12 protein-coding genes are annotated in these 14,681 nt (G+C 72.8%); 7 read left to right on the top strand and 5 right to left on the bottom strand.

Annotation, left to right across the window (positions count from 1 at the left end; translation table 11 throughout):
- Positions 1 to 493: 493 nt before the first annotated feature.
- Positions 494 to 1,051, bottom strand: coding sequence for a PP2C family protein-serine/threonine phosphatase (locus ACIQGV_RS10140; protein ID WP_402492897.1), 558 nt, complete (start codon positions 1,049 to 1,051; stop codon positions 494 to 496).
- A 404-nt stretch (positions 1,052 to 1,455) separates the two neighbouring features.
- Here ACIQGV_RS10140 and ACIQGV_RS10135 point away from each other — a divergent pair, with 404 nt between their 5' ends.
- The 4 genes from ACIQGV_RS10135 (at position 1,456) to ACIQGV_RS10120 (ending at position 4,929) form a co-directional block, all read left to right on the top strand.
- On the top strand, positions 1,456 to 1,956 hold the full coding sequence (locus ACIQGV_RS10135; protein ID WP_402492895.1) for a peptidylprolyl isomerase: 501 nt from the start codon (positions 1,456 to 1,458) through the stop codon (positions 1,954 to 1,956).
- Between the two features lie 238 nt (positions 1,957 to 2,194).
- Positions 2,195 to 2,710: a hypothetical protein gene (locus ACIQGV_RS10130; protein ID WP_402492893.1), complete on the top strand. Its 516-nt coding sequence runs from the start codon at positions 2,195 to 2,197 to the stop codon at positions 2,708 to 2,710.
- 453 nt (positions 2,711 to 3,163) lie between these two features.
- Entirely contained in the window at positions 3,164 to 3,838 is a 675-nt protein-coding gene (locus ACIQGV_RS10125; RefSeq protein ID WP_402492891.1) for a TetR/AcrR family transcriptional regulator, read from the top strand.
- Positions 3,839 to 3,996: 158 nt separating this feature from the next.
- Positions 3,997 to 4,929 carry an alpha/beta hydrolase family protein gene (locus tag ACIQGV_RS10120; protein ID WP_402492889.1) on the top strand — a complete coding sequence of 311 codons (933 nt, stop codon included), beginning with the start codon at positions 3,997 to 3,999 and terminating at the stop codon, positions 4,927 to 4,929.
- A gap of 554 nt (positions 4,930 to 5,483) precedes the next feature.
- On the opposite strand, the gene ACIQGV_RS10115 is transcribed toward ACIQGV_RS10120, so the two are convergent.
- Both ACIQGV_RS10115 and ACIQGV_RS10110 read right to left on the bottom strand, forming a co-directional pair.
- Positions 5,484 to 6,125 (bottom strand): response regulator, encoded by a 642-nt coding sequence (locus ACIQGV_RS10115; RefSeq protein WP_402492888.1) that lies wholly within the window; start codon positions 6,123 to 6,125, stop codon positions 5,484 to 5,486.
- Entirely contained in the window at positions 6,119 to 7,204 is a 1,086-nt protein-coding gene (locus ACIQGV_RS10110; protein WP_402492886.1) for a sensor histidine kinase, read from the bottom strand. Before ACIQGV_RS10110 ends, ACIQGV_RS10115 begins: the two co-directional genes overlap by 7 nt.
- Before the next feature lie 208 nt (positions 7,205 to 7,412).
- Here ACIQGV_RS10110 and ACIQGV_RS10105 point away from each other — a divergent pair, with 208 nt between their 5' ends.
- Positions 7,413 to 8,690, top strand: coding sequence for a tannase/feruloyl esterase family alpha/beta hydrolase (locus tag ACIQGV_RS10105; RefSeq protein ID WP_402492885.1), 1,278 nt, complete (start codon positions 7,413 to 7,415; stop codon positions 8,688 to 8,690).
- 145 nt (positions 8,691 to 8,835) lie between these two features.
- Here the strand turns inward: ACIQGV_RS10105 and ACIQGV_RS10100 are convergent, their stop codons facing one another.
- Entirely contained in the window at positions 8,836 to 10,107 is a 1,272-nt protein-coding gene (locus ACIQGV_RS10100) for a sulfite oxidase (RefSeq protein ID WP_402492884.1), read from the bottom strand.
- Between the two features lie 514 nt (positions 10,108 to 10,621).
- Entirely contained in the window at positions 10,622 to 11,575 is a 954-nt protein-coding gene (locus ACIQGV_RS10095) for an SCO2521 family protein (RefSeq protein ID WP_402492882.1), read from the bottom strand.
- Between the two features lie 360 nt (positions 11,576 to 11,935).
- Between ACIQGV_RS10095 and ACIQGV_RS10090 the strand changes: the two genes are divergently transcribed.
- A complete protein-coding gene (locus ACIQGV_RS10090; protein WP_402492880.1) occupies positions 11,936 to 12,544 on the top strand; it encodes a dihydrofolate reductase family protein in 609 nt (202 codons plus the stop codon).
- Positions 12,545 to 13,444: 900 nt separating this feature from the next.
- Complete coding sequence (locus ACIQGV_RS10085; RefSeq protein ID WP_402492878.1) at positions 13,445 to 14,539, top strand: glutamate--cysteine ligase; 1,095 nt, start codon at positions 13,445 to 13,447, stop codon at positions 14,537 to 14,539.
- The last annotated feature ends 142 nt before the right edge of the window (positions 14,540 to 14,681 follow it).

Genomic DNA, 14,681 nt, shown 5'->3' with positions numbered 1-14,681 from the left:
GGGTGTGCGCGGCTCCGGCAGGCTCGGATTCCGGGGAGCCCCGTCGGCGCGGCTGCTGCTCGTTGCAGGCGGGGGGCCGGCGACAACCGCCTACGTGGTGAGGACGGAGTCGTCCTCGGGCCGGGACGCGCACTGCCGGGCGGGGAACGGCTGACGCGAGCACGGTCAGTCCTCGCCCCGCACGACGTTCCAGTCGGTTTCCTGCCGCAGCTGTCCGCGGTCTCCGTCGAGGATCGCGCGCACGCAGGTGCGTACACCGTGCCCACGCAGACGATGCGCCCTCGCCCAGCCCGTCTCGGGCCGGAGGACGACGGTCCTGTCACTGGCTTCCGCAACCACAGCGGCTCATCTTCTTTCTGAACCCGGCCTTGTCGAGATCCGGCTCGTACGCCTGCGCTGCCGCGCTTGTCTGCCCTACCAAGTGACCGTCCGGCGCGGCGCGAAACGCCGGACCGGCCCGCGCGCCCCCGCCTTCGGCTCAGGGCAGGGCCGCTCACGTCGCCGGTACAGACGGGCCAGGGGTGGGGTGCCATTCGGCCATCACGATGGTGGCGTCGTCGGACAGCTCATGCTCCTGGTGGCGCAGGGCTTCGGGGGCGGGCTCGTCGGCCGCGGTGGCACGGATGACGGTGTCGGTGAGGCACTGTTCGCCGAAGAGGTCGCCTTCGGGTGAGCGGGCCTCGGTGACACCGTCGCTGTACGGCAGGATGCGGTCGCCGGGCTGGAGGCGGGCGCGGTGGGTGGTGGGCGGGGTACGGCTGTGGAAGTTCCAGTCCAGGGGCAGGTCGGGTTCGCGCTGGAGGGCGTGCAGGACCTGTCCGTCGCGCAGGAGCAGCGGCGGGGGGTGGGCGCAGTTGATCCAGGTGAGGGTGCCGTCGGTGACGTCGAGGTCGGCGATGACCGCGGTCATGAGCCGGTCGGTGAACCACTCGTCCAGGATCCGGTCGATCGCGGGGACGATGTCGGCGAGCCGGCCGCCGGTGCGCCGGGTGGCGCGGCAGGCCGCGATGCCCGCTGCGCTTGCTCCGCCGGAGGCGAGGTCGTGGCCCATCGAGTGCTGGGCAGCGCGCAGGAACAGCGCGACGCAGAAGGCTGCGTCCAGGTCCGTGGTCCACAGTCCTGTTCGAGCAGTGGCCGGTTCTTCCGCCTGGCTCCCGAACCACAGGCTCAGATCGAGGTTGTCGCATGTCGCCGGGGTACGTCCTCGCAGGGCGGCGGGCCCCGCCGCCCGAGTTCGGCGTCGAGCGCCGAAGCGACTTCGCCCCGTCCGTCCTCCTCCCCGTCGAACCGTTCCTCCGCGCCGACGCTCACCAGGTGCACACCCATGCGGGGAAGCTGCGGCGCACGTCCGACAGCGATCGGTGAGCCGGCCGGACTTTCTTGCGTGAGTTCACTCACGGCGCCCGGCCCCACCCCCGCGCACAGCGCTCCCTCCCGAATGTCAGGATGAGCCCTATGAGCAACAACAACGTCTTCTTCGACATCACCATCGACGGCAAGGCCGCCGGCCGCATCACCTTCACGCTCTTCGACGACGTCGTCCCCGAGACCTCCAGGAACTTCCGCGAGCTCGCCACCGGGCAGCACGGCTTCGGCTACGAGGGGTCCGGCTTCCACCGCGTCATCCCCGACTTCATGCTCCAGGGCGGCGACTTCACCGCCGGGGACGGCACCGGCGGCAAGAGCATCTACGGCAAGGAGTTCCCCGACGAGAACTTCGAGCTCAAGCACGACCGCCCGTTCCTGCTCTCGATGGCGAACGCCGGCAGGAACACCAACGGCTCGCAGTTCTTCATCACCACCGTCGTCACCTCGTGGCTGGACGGCAAGCACGTCGTCTTCGGCGAGGTCGTCGACGGCCAGGACCTGGTCATGAAGATCAGCGGCCTCGGCACCCGGTCCGGCTCCACCCGCTCCAAGGTCACCATCGCCAAGTCCGGCGTGATCGAGCAGTAAGAACTCCCGGCAGGCCCCGCCGCGCCGCGCCGCGCCGCGCCGCCGGCCGATGCCCGACCGGAGGGGGCATCAGCCGGCGGCGCAGAAGGCCGGCGCAGCGAGGATGAGGGGGTGTCGGCACGGAGTTCGGGAGCGTGCCGCGCAGGGTGAACGTCTGCGGGAGCCGGCCCGTACTTCCTTGTCGAGCCCATGCCTGCCTCGTGGTTCACGGGCCGACGCGACCCGACCCGGAGACGACGTGACACACCGGCAGTCCCGAGGACGCACCGGCGTCTTCACCTCCCCCGCCCACCGGATGCGTGTCGGCGCGGGGGCCGCGGGCCTCGCGCTCGCTTTCCTCGCCACCGCCTGCGGCTCCGGCCGGCCCGACACCTCGGACAAGGGCACTCCGGCGATCTCGTCCGCTCCCGTGGCCGGCGTCGTGGCGCCCGCGAAGGTCGAGGTGATCGCCGAGCTGACCGGCTGCAAGGTGAAGATCCGCACCGACGCGGACGAGCTGCGCGAGGGCGTGTGCCACACCGAGGCGGGCGACTACCTCATCACGACCTTCCCCGAGGAGAAGTACCAGAGGATCTGGCTGGACACCCTCAGCATGTACCAGGGCACCTATCTGGTCGGCTCCCGCTGGGTGGTCAGCGCACAGCCGGCCATGCTCAAGGCGTTCCGCCCCGAGCTGGGCGGCGAGATCGTGCACCTGTCCGGGACGGGCCCCAGCGCCGGGCCGTCGCAGGCTCTCCCCCGGCCGCCGTCCTGACCGGCTTCCAGCGGTCCGGCCACGTGCCCGGGCCCGTCCTGCACGTACTTGACCGGGAACTGCTCCGCACGCGGCTCCGACGCCGAGCCGACCGACCGGAAGAAGACGGAGGAGGTCGCCTTCCCCGACGAGCAGGCCGCGTGCGTCACGCGCCCGGACCTCCGGAAGGGGACGGCATGACCGGGGCGGCCGGCCCCCGCCGTCACCCCGGGGCCGGCCGCCCCGGGGTGACGGACCGCGCCTGCGGGCTCGGGGGCGAGGCTGTGCCGCGCCGCGGCCTCGGCGGCGCGATGCCGGAACGTACGCCCGCTCAGTGTTCCGGTTGCGGCAGCACTCCGGCCACCACGCCCGTCCCCTGCGGCGCCGTCCGGTGCGGGCGCATTGACATCGCGTCAGGCCGGACCCACTATGACCGGGTGGTCACATGACCACCCGGTCACCGGCAGGAGTGTCATGCCCACACCCACCTGGACCCGCCTGTCCCCGGCCCGCCGGGAAAGGGTCCTGACCGCGGCCATGGACGAGTTCGGCACCCACGGCTACTCGACCGGCAGCCTGAACGTCATCGCCCGCCAGGCGGGTGTCGCCAAGGGATCGCTCTTCCAGTACTTCGCAGGAAAACTCGATCTGTTCACGTACGTCGCCGAACAGACCTCCCATCGGGTCCGTGAGCACATGAGCCCGTGGCTCGACGGCTACGACGGCACCCGCGGCTTCGCCGGCCATCTCGTCGACGCGGTGGAGGCATGGCTGGTCTACTTCGCCGAACACCCGCTGGAACGTGGCGTCATGGCCGCCACCAACATGGAGATGGACCCGACGGTCCGGGCCGCGGTGCGCACACCCGTCAACGAACTGTACGTCTCCAGCCTGCGTCCCCTGCTGCAGAAGGCGGTCGCTGTCGGCGGCCTGGACGAGGACGCCGACCTGGAGGTGCTCCTGTCGCTGTTGCTGGCACTCCTGCCGCACCTGGCCCTGCTCACCCACACCCCGGGACTCGCCGGTCCCCTACCGCTCGTGAACGTCCCTGCGCACGTGCGCCGCGACAACCTCCGGCGGCTCGTCGTGCCGCTGCTCGGCGACTTCGCTGCGGACCGCCACGACACTGCCGGGGAAACAACCGGCTGACACAGCTCCCCGCTCCGTCCGGGCACGCCGCCCCGCACCGCCCTCACGTCCCGCGACGCCGGGGGCCGGCCCTCGGTGCCGCCCCTCCCGGCGACCGCTGCCGGTGCCCTCCGCACCAGCCCGACGCCCGCTCACGCCTCTTCGGAAAGGGTGACCACATGTTCCACCCAGCCTTACGGATCATCGCGGCAGTGGCGTTCACCATGGCCGCCACCGCGCCCCTGTCCCCTGCCGCATCCGCGCGGCCGGCCGTCTCGGCGCCGGCAGCGGATCTGTCCGCGCCCGGTTCCTACGCGGTGGCCTACACCGATGTGACCGTGACGGCGTCCGGCCGTTCCTACGGCGCCCGTGTCTGGTACCCCGGCGCCTCGGCCGGCGCGAACGCGCCCGTCGCGGCCGGCGCCCACCCCGGGCTGGCGTTCGGCCACGGCTTCTTCCAGAACATCTCCCAGTACGAGAGCCTGCTCCGGCACTACGCTTCCTGGGGCCTCATCACCGTCACCCCCACATCGCAAGGCGGGCTGTTCCCCAGCCACTCGGCCTTCGCGGACGATCTCAACGCCGCGCTCACCTGGCTCACCGCACAGAACACCACGAGCGGCTCCCGCTTCGCCGGTGCGGTCGCCACCGCGAGCCTGGGCGTCTCCGGGCACTCCATGGGCGGCGGCGCGGCGGTGCTCGCCGCGGGCCGCAACCCCGCGGTCAAGAGCGTCTCCACACTGGCGGCGGCGGAGACCAACCCCTCCGCCGTCGCCGCCTCGAACACGCTCAGGGCCCCCGCCCAGTTCGTCGGCGGAAGCGCCGACAGCGTCGCCGGAGTCGCCCAGCACCAGCAGAAGATGTACGACGCCAAGCCGGCTCCCGCCCAACTCCGCGTCATCACAGGCGGGTTCCACTGCGGCTTCGAGGACAGCTCCGGCTTCGGCTGCGACAGCGGCGGCATTCCCCGCGCCGCTCAGCAGGACATCACCCGAAGCATCACCACCGCCTGGCTGCTGTACTCCCTCACCGGCGAGACATCTCTGTACGAACAGGTGTGGGGATCCACGGCCCGGAACCTGCCCGGTGTGGTGTACAGCGGCAAGCCCTGACCTCATCGGCACGGGAGCGGCAGACGTGGCCGCTCCCGTGCACGCCGGTGCGAACGGCATCGAACGCGGCCCGCCCCGGTCCGAAGGCCGGCGCGCATCCCGGCTTCTGCGGCCCGGGCGGATCCGCGACGGCGCAGCACCTGCCGGACCGTGTCCATGACTCCTGGGCCGAGTCGGACGATCCTGCCCGGCCGGGTCGCCGAAGGCGCCTCGTGGACGAGCGCTGAACGTCCGCCGTCCGCGCGCAGGGGGGTGGAGGGCGCTGTCGGCGGACTTCACTCCCAGAGGAACGTCCCGGTGCGGAGGTCGTAGGCGCCGACCCTGCCGGTGCCGCCCAGGCAGACCGCGTCCGGTCCTACGGCGGTGCCGTCGCAGTTCTGGACGTATCTCGTCCGAACCTCCCGTGTCCGCACCGTACGTGGAGCCCTCGGGTCGTCGTCCCACCCTGGCACGTGACGGACCCGGCGACTCCGATTCCCCCTGGACGCCCGCGGACGGCGCCGGCGTCGTCGCGCCGTGAAGAGGCCCAAGGCGATGCGGTCCGGGGATGCGGCTCAGATCAGTCCGTTCTCGCGGGCGTACAACGCGGCCTGGGTCCGGTCGCGCAGACCCAGCCGGCTCAGCACGCGGGAGATGTGGTTCTTGACGGTGCCCTCGCTCAGGTGGAGCCGGGCGGCGATCTCCTTGTTCGTGGCGCCCGCGGAGACGAGCCGGAGCACGTCCGTCTCCCGGGGCGTCAGCAGCTCGGGAGCGGGCACGCCGGCGGCCAGCGCCGCGACGACCCCCTGGTCGAACTGGGCGACACCCGCGTGCGCCAGACGGACCGCACGGGCGAGGTCCGCCGACGGCAGGTTCTTCAGCAGATAACCGGCCGCTCCCGCCTTCAGCGCCCGGCCCGCGTACTCGTCGTCGTCGAAGGTCGTCAGCATCACGATCCGGCACCCGGGCAGCCGGCGGCGGAGCAGCGCCGTGGCGGCCACCCCGTCCATGCCGGGCATCCGGATGTCCATCAGCACCACGTCGGGGCGGCACCGCTCGGCCTCCTCCACGGCCTCGGCCCCGTCGCGCGCGCTGCCCACCACCTCGATGCCGGGCTGGACGCCGAGCAGCGCGGCGACGCCCTCGCGGACGAGGTCCTGGTCGTCGACCACGAGCACACGTACATCCGGCGCCTCCGGCGCGGGTCCGGTCACCACGGCACCTCCACCCTGAGGACGGTGCCTCGGTCCGAACTGCGCAGGTCCACCGTCCCGCCGGCCAGCCGGACCCGCTCACGCAGTCCGGTCAGGCCGAAGCCCTCCGCGGCCCCGCCCAGTCCGCCGCCGTCGTCCGTGACGCACAGACGTGCCCCCTGGTCGTCGTAGCGGACCGTCAGACCGATCTCGGCCGCGCCGGAGTGCCGGCAGGCGTTGGTGAGCCCTTCCTGCGCCGCCCGGTACAGCACCAGCAGCGGCCGCCGCTCGGTGCCCGACACGTCCAGGGAGATCCGGCGGCCTCCGCCCTCCAGATGCTGGACGAGATCGGCCAGCGTCCGGGAGAGACCGGCCGGTTCGGACTCCGCCTCGGGGCCGAGGGCACGCACGGAGGCCCGCACCTCCTCCAGTGCCCGGTTCGCTGACCAGCGGGCGTGCGACACGGCCTGTGCGGAGCCTGCCGGATCGAGCGCGGCGAAGACCTCCGCCTTTTCCAGCTGGATGCCGATCGCGGTCAGATGGTGTCCGAGACTGTCGTGGATCTCGCGGGCCAGCCGGTTGCGCTCACCGGCCGCCGACAACCGTGCCACCTGCGCAAGGGTGCTCTCCAGCCGGTCGCGGGCCTGCTGCTCCCGCACGGCCACCGCCGCCGTCACCAGCGCCAGCACGACCCCCAGGGCGAACATCAGCAGGTCCGAGACGTACTCGGCGCGCATCTCCCAGTCCGGCACCCACAGCGTGAACGCGCCCACCAGCAGGGCGACACAGCCCGCGCCCAGCGCGATCCCGGCCGCCGGCCCGAACGCGAAGTACCCCAGGAACGGGATCAGCACGAACAGCACGCGTGAGAGCCCGGAGTCGTCGACGGCCGCCACCGCACAGAGCAGAACGGCCCTGAGGGCGAACACGGCGCCCTCCGGGATCCGCCACCCCCGCCCGTCGAGGACCGCCAGCGCGCCCAGCAGCACGGTGAACGCGGCCGTGCGCGCATCAGGACCCGGACCGATCGCGGCGTGGTGGAGCCCCCCGGCCAGCACCACCCCGTACAGCAGCGCGGACATCCAGGGCACGGGACGCGGCATCGGGCCTCCTCGGAATCTCCTGCGCATGCACGGTCCCAGCAGCGTACGCGGGAGCGGCGACGTCTCCGCCCGGCGGCCGACGGGTGCGCGAAGTGTGGCCGAAGGTCATGTGCCCTCCGGTGCCGCCCGTCCGTGCCTTCTCGTACTTCTCCACGATGACCTGCCGTTCCTAGGTTCTTCGGCGTCACCCCGTACGAGATGAGGACCCATGCATCTGCGTCTCCTGGCCGTCGCACCCCTGCTGACGGCGTCCGTCCTGGCCGCTCCGGCGGCCGCCCGAACCGGCCCTGCCGACGTACCGGTCCCCGGCGCCGAGCACACCGTCACCGCCCGCCTCACCGATCTGACCACCACGGGCACGCGGCTCACCGGGCACACCGACCCCGCCGACTGGGCGGGTCTGGAAGCCCCCGGGACCACGACCCCGTCCGGGGTCCCCGGCATCCAGGTCGACGGTTACTTCCCCGACACCTCCACGACCAACACCAACCACGGCTGGAACCACGACAGCCAGTTCGTCATACGGCTGCCCGACCACTGGAACGGCGGCCTCGTCGTGGCCGGGCCGCCGGGACTGCGCGAGCAGTACGCCAACGACCGCATCATCGGCGACCACGTCCTGGCGAAGGGCTACGCCTACGCGGCCACCGACAAGGGGAACACCGGCCGCGAGATCTACAAGGACGGGCGCCGCCCCGGCGACGCCGTCATGGAGTGGCACCGCAGAGTCACCCAACTCACCACAGCCGCCAAGCGGGTGGCCGCCCGGCACTACGGTCGCGCTCCGCGTTCCACCTACGCCGCCGGTCTCTCCGCAGGTGGTTACCTCGTCCGCTGGCAGCTCGAACACCGTCCCGGTCTCTACACCGGCGGCCTGGACTGGAACGCCCTCACCTTCACCGCCGACGGAGGTCTGCTCGCCACCCTCCCTCCGGCCCTGCGCGCCTACCCCCGCTTCGAGGAGGGCGACAGCTCCGCCCACGCCGCCATGCTCGCCGCCGGCTATCCCGAAGGGTCCGAGCGCCAGTGGGAGTGGCACCACGGCAACCAGTGGGACCTCCTCCAGCGGGTGATCCGCGAGGAGTTCGACCCCGGCTACGACGGACCCGTCCAGGCAGGCACCCCGCTCTGCCCCGAAGGCACCGGGGCGGGCTGCGACACCGACTACGACTTCGCCTCCCGGCCCCGCGCAGTGCACAGGGCCGTGAAACGCATCGCACTCACCGGAGACATCCGGCGTCCGCTCATCAGTGTCCAGGGCAGCCTCGACGCCCTCACCCCGCCGACCGCCTTCGGTGACGTCTACGCCCGTATGGTCGCCGACGCAGGCCGCGCCCGCCTGCACCGTTACCTCGTGGTCCCTGGTGGTGCGCACACCGACGGCCTCGTCGTACTCGACCGGGACCGTCTGCGCCCGATGCTCGGCGACTTCACCGCGGCCCTGAGCGACCTCGAAGCCTGGACACAGCCCCGCTCCGCCACCTGACGTCCCCGTCCGCCGTGAACGAGCCGACGCCTCGAAGCAGACCGGTTCGCCGTCACGACGCCGGTCAGGCGCTCGGATCTGCGGCAGGACCGGTGCCGCCCGGCCGGGCGGCACCGCGGCGCACGAGGAGGCCGGCGCACCGGTGTCACAGCACGGTCACCGGGTGCCGCACCTGCGCGTCGAAAAGATAGCCCTGCGTGTTGAGGACAGCGGTGTCCGGCTGTGTGCGGCCCGCCGTGTCCGCGGCGCGGGCGAGCAAGTGTGCCGGGCCCGGTGTGTGCGGCGTCCAGGGGAGGGACCAACGGGTCCAGGTGCCGGAGCGCGGCCGGTCGTGAAGCCGGGCCCGCCTCCAGTTCGCCCCGCCGTCGGTGCTGACGTCGACCCGCGCGACGGCACCCGCGCCCGACCAGGACCTGCCGTGCAGCACCTGCCTCTCCCCCGCGCGGAACGTCGCGCCGCTCGCCAGCTCGAAGGCGCTCTTGACCGTCTGCCGGGTCAGCGGCGCGCTGCCCTCCGCCGGGTGGGCGGGGCCGAACAGCCGGTAGAAGGTGGTGTTCCACGGCGAGTACAGAGGCTGCGCCGACACCTCGATGTCGCCGACCCATTTGATCGAGGCGATCCCCACCCACGAGGGCACGAGCACCCGCACCGGGTGGCCGTGGTCGTACGGAAGCGGCTCGCCGTTCATCTCGTACGCGAGCAGTACGTCGTCCAGTGCCTTCGCCAGGGGCAGCGGGCGGCGCACCCGGCCGAGGCTCTCGCCGCCGCTGATGTACTCGGCGTCGAGGCCGCGGGGCTGCACGTCCACGGCGTACGGGGACAGCCCGGCCCTGCGCAGTACGTCGGCCAGGCGCACCCCGCGCCAGCGCGCGACGCCGACCGCGCCCAGCGTCCACGCGGTGCCGGTGACCGTCTGGCCCTGCTGCGTCGTGTAGTGGCTGCGGCCGTTTCCGGCGCACTCGACGAACGCGGTGCGCGTGACGGCGGGCAGGGCGCGCAGATCGTCGTACCCGAACTCCACCGGCTTGTCCTCGGCGGGCGTGCCGCGCAGCCCGTCACCCCACAGCCGCAGCCGCCAGTCGGCGGCGTCCAGGACGGGCGTCGCGGTGTGGTTGCGGACGAAGAACAAGGCGTTGGGGGTGTGGTGGCCGGTTCCGCGCAGCGCCTCCCAGCGGGTCTCGGCGTTGGTGCCGCGTGGGACGAACCACTCGGGCGGCAACGGCTTGACGATCGGCGAGTCGGCGGCGTGGGCCGGATCCCTCGCGGGGAGCGCGGTGGCGGCGGCGGTCGCGGCCAGCAGGGTCAGCAGCCGGCGTCGTGTGACCCCGTCCGATCTGGCCTCCCCTGCGAGCCACTGGCGCAGCCTGCGGCGATCGTAGGCGGTCTCGTGGTGGGCGGCGGAGCCGGCAGCAGACATGGCAGTCCCGTCGTACGAGGAGGGGGAAGAGGGTCCGGGCAGGGCGCGGCAGCCGACGCACGGCAGGTCCGCGGACACCGACAGCGTCGCACGGCGCGGCCGTCGGGGAAGGGAACCGCGGGAGAGCCGGTCAGCCGGTCAGCCGGGGAGCCGACACAGCGCGGCGGCCACGCGGACGAGGTCCACGGCGCGGCGACGGGTCAGAGGCTCCGGCGGAGTCATGACCGGATCGAAGCATGGAGTTCGGGGTGTGTCAACGAACCTGCTGAGCAACGGAGTCGGGGAGCTCGTGGCGGGTGGCACGAAGGTCCGGCACGACGATGTGCATGTCTCTGCCCGGATGACGTGTCGTTGCGGCCCTGTCCACGCTCGGTCCGTTCAGAGACCGACGGGGTCCCGGCCCGGCGAAGGCGGCCGGGCCGGCCCGCGCGGCGGTGTCCGGAGATCAGGAGATCAGGAGATCAGGAGATCGCCGTGCGATATCGCGATGCGGCGGGAAACCCCGGAACGCCGATCACTGTGCCGGGCCGGCAGTCGTGTCCGGCCGCTGCTGCAGCAACCGCGCCGTCCGGACGGCCAGTTGGTCGCGAATCCGCTGAACGAGGTTCTGCCACTGGCGGCTGAATCCCGGAGAGTGCTCCAGCACGTCCCACAGCGGGCTCAGCACGGGGTCCACATGGGAGCGCGGCATCCACAGATGCAGCAGGTGCTCGACGGCCGGCAGAGCCGGGCCGCCCTTGTCCACCAGGTGCACGACCGTCGTGAGCAGCCAGTCGTGCAGGGCGAGATCCTCGCACAGGCCCGCCGCCGCGGCGGCGGGGACGGCCTGCGGCAGGCGAAGCTCCACGGTGCGCAGCCCGCCCTCGCCCAGGGTGAAGCGTTCCAGGGACGGTTTCTCGTCGGCGGGGCCTCGTCGAGCGACCCAGCGAAGGTCCGTGCGCCGGGACTTCAGCGGCACCTTGCGGTCGAGGAGCGGATGGTGCATCACCTGCGTGAGCGGACTTTCGGCGATCGTCCCGAGATCCAGCTCACCGCGCCCGGGGCCGCGCAGAACACCTTCCGCGGTGACCTGCTCGGGCAGCTTCCCGACGGGTTCGACCTCGCCCGGCCGGGCGAGGTGGTGACCCCAGGGGCGGCGGGTCTCGGGGCCGGTGGCCGGGGCGCCGAAGTAGGCGCCGGCCTGCAGAACACGGCCCTCCGTGAGTGCGGCGCGGGCGACGACGGTGCCGACGGCCCGGACGGCCGCGCCGTTGGAGGTGGGGAGCCGGCAGTCCACTCCGGTCAGGACCTCCGGGGAGCGGGCGTACATGACGGGCCGTTCGGAGACCAGGACGGGTTCGTCGGCGCGCAGCCTGAGCAGTCGGGCGGCGGCCCGGCCGTCCAGCGCCCGGGACGACGGCAGCAGGCAGGTGCGCACCTCACCACAGGCGAGGACCGGCTGCGCGGGCCGCCCGGGAGCCGTCGTCATCTCGGTTCTCCTCGCGGACAGGGCCGTCGACCGGCTCGTCAGTGAGGTGAGAGACCTTTGTCGAGGTACACAGCCGAAGCCGGAGCAGGGATGAAAGGAATCACCTTCCCTGCCCGGCAAGGGCCCCGCTGTGTGACTCCGGACTGTGTGACTCCGGCCGAAGCCGCCTTCATGCAGATGGAGACGACACTCTGGCCGAAGGCGGCGTAGCGGCGGGCGACGAACCGACCGGTCGGCGACTTCGACGAAATCCGCTCGGCCGGACACGCCGTTCGGCGAACCGTCCGCGTGCCGCCCACCGATGACTTCCGGTGGGTGGCACGGTCGTATCCGGTACCTGCACCGGATACGGAGGACACCATGCCGCGGAAGATCGTCGCCAGTCTGTTCATCTCGCTCGACGGCGTCGTCGAGGCGCCCGATCAGTGGCATTTCCCTTACTTCAACGACGAGATGGGAGCCGCCGTCAGCGCGGACATGAACACCACGGAGATCCTGCTCTTCGGCCGCAGGACGTACGACAGCTTCGCCGGCGCCTGGCCCGAGCGGGAGGCCGCCGGGGGCCAGGACACGGGCTTCGCCAAGCAGCTCGGCGACCTGCGCAAGATCGTGTTCTCACGCCGTCCGCTCGACCTGCGGTGGCGGAACTCCGAGCAGGCCGGGGGCGACGTCGCCGAGACCGCCGCCGCGCTGAAGAACGAGCCGGGCGGCGACATCGCGCTCAGCGGCTCGGTCTCCGTCGTCCGGCAGCTGCTGGCCGCGGGCCTCCTCGACGAACTGCGCCTCCTCGTCCACCCCGTCGCCGTACGCAAGGGCATGCGCCTGTTCGACGAGGGCGAGCCCTCGATCCCGCTGAAGCTGCTGAGGTCGGAGACGTTCACCACCGGCGTGCTGCACCTCGTGTACGGGCCCGACACCGCGCCGCCGACCGGCGGTTACGAGGACGCCGTCGCCACCCTCGGGGAATGAGGGCCACCGCGGAGGAGGCAGGACCGGCTGCGCGGAGCGGTCGGGCAGCGTGGTGAGGTCCGGGACGCCGGGCGAGCCCCGGCCGGGGAGGAGCTCAGCGGGTGCCCTTCCGTGTCCTCGTGACCGAGGGCCTTGCGCCCCGTGATCCGAAGACCTCCGGGCACCTGCGTGATCTCGCCCCTCACGAGCGTCGGCGGCCGGCCGGAGAGGGCGTCGGCCGTGGGCAGGGCGACCCGGCGTTCCTCGCCTGGGTGTGCAGCCACGCCGGCCTGGAACGGCGCGCGAGGCCGCCCCGGCCGCAGCCCTGCCCGTCGAGGTGCGCCCGTTCGCGGCCCCGCACCGGGTCCTGGACCGGCCGAGGGATGACATCGCCCTGGTCCGCCTCCTCGGGGACACCGATCTCTCCGGTGAAGCCGTCCGGAACGCCTTCACCACGGCCGTACAGCACCGGCCGTGCACAGGGGTGCCGTCCGGCCCTGCCGGACGGATCATCACCGCCGCCCGCGACCGGGTACCGGCCGGATGCGCCGCGAGTCCGCCCGGACAGCCCGGCACGCCGAGGCCGCCTGGCTGTCCGCCCCCGGCCCGTTCGCGGAGGAGGGCCCGTGCGCGACGACCGGCTCCGTCCGGTCTTCACCTGCCGCCGTCCCGCGTTCGCCCCGCGGCCCCGGGCCGCCGCGGCCTGGACGCCACCCGGGCCGCCCGTGCCTTCCCGCTCCCGGGCGAAGCCGGCCGTGTCCGCGGGCCGGATCGTGCCCGGCCTGCGTTTTGCCGTGCGCCGGGAAGGGGACTCGGAGCGGCGACGGGCTGGGCCTCTCGCGCAGTCAGCAGATCACGTCCCGCCGTGACCGGCTCTCGTGGTCAGGGCAGCACGGTGGCGAACCGAGTGAAGGGCGGCCCATGGCGACGATCGGCGTCGAAGAGGAATACCTGCTGCTGGATCCGGTCACGGGCCTGCCGGTGCCTTTCGCGGAGAAGGTCAGGACGGCCGCCGACCTGGGGCGGCTGACCGGCGGGCAGGAAGTGCAGGACGAGCTGCTCCAGGCGCAGGTCGAGGTCGCCACCCCGGTGTGCCACAGCCTGGACGAGGCAGGAGGGCACCTGCTGCGGCTGCGGCACGCCATGGCCTCGGCGGCCGAGACACACGGCTGCCGCATCGCGGCCACCGCGACACCCCCGCTGCACGACACGCAGCGCGCCCCGGCCGTCACCGATCACGCCCGCTATCGGGCCATGGCCGTGCAGGCGCCCCAGCTGGTCGCGGAGCAACTCGTGAACGGCATGCACGTCCATGTCGCCGTGCCCGGCCGCGAGGCGGGCGTGCAGGTGCTCAACCGGCTGCGGCTGTGGCTGCCCGCTCTGACGGCCATGTCGGCCAACTCTCCGCTGTGGGACGGCCACGACACGGGCTTCGCCAGCTGGCGCACCGTCGTCTTCGGCCGCTGGACGGTCGCCGGGCTGCCTCCGGCCTTCCGGGACGTCGAGGACTACGAGCGGCGTGTGGAACACCTGCTGGAGTGCGGGCTGATATCCGACCGTGGGCAGCTCTACTGGCAGGCGCGGCTCTCGGAGCGGTATCCCACCGTCGAAGTGCGCTGCCCCGACGTGCAGCTGTTCGCCGACGACGCGGTCATGCTCGCCGGTGTCGTCCGGGCGCTGGTGGAGACGGCTCTCGCCGAGGCGACCGCCGGTGCGGCCGTCGTCGGCTGTGCGCCGGAGCTGTTGCAGGCGTCCTTGTGGCACGCGGCCCGCCACGGGCTGAGCGGCACCCTCATCGACCCGGGCGGCACCGTGCGCAGGGCGGGCGACGTGCTCTATGAGCTTCTGCGGCACACCGCCGCGTCGCTGGAGGAGTCCGGCGACACGCGGGAGGTCACCGCCCTGGTCCATCGTCTCCTGCGCCGGGGCACCGGCGCCGACCTCCAGCGTGCCGCCTTCGCCGAGGGCGGTCCGCACGCCGCCGTCGATCTCGTCGTCCGGGAGAGCAGCCCCTGAGCGGAGCGCGCCGAGGGCGGGAGGGCCGCATCACCGCCGGGCCGCACTCCCGCGTGCCGTGATCCGCGTCCGGCCTCCACCGGCGCACGCAGTTCCACCGGGACGCGGCGGCACCCGGGCCCCGGCCGAGGGCGGACTCCTT

Source organism: Streptomyces sp. NPDC093094 (assembly GCF_044754345.1).
Taxonomy (GTDB): Bacteria; Actinomycetota; Actinomycetes; order Streptomycetales; family Streptomycetaceae; genus Streptomyces.
This window is presented reverse-complemented; position numbering and strand designations above follow the sequence as displayed.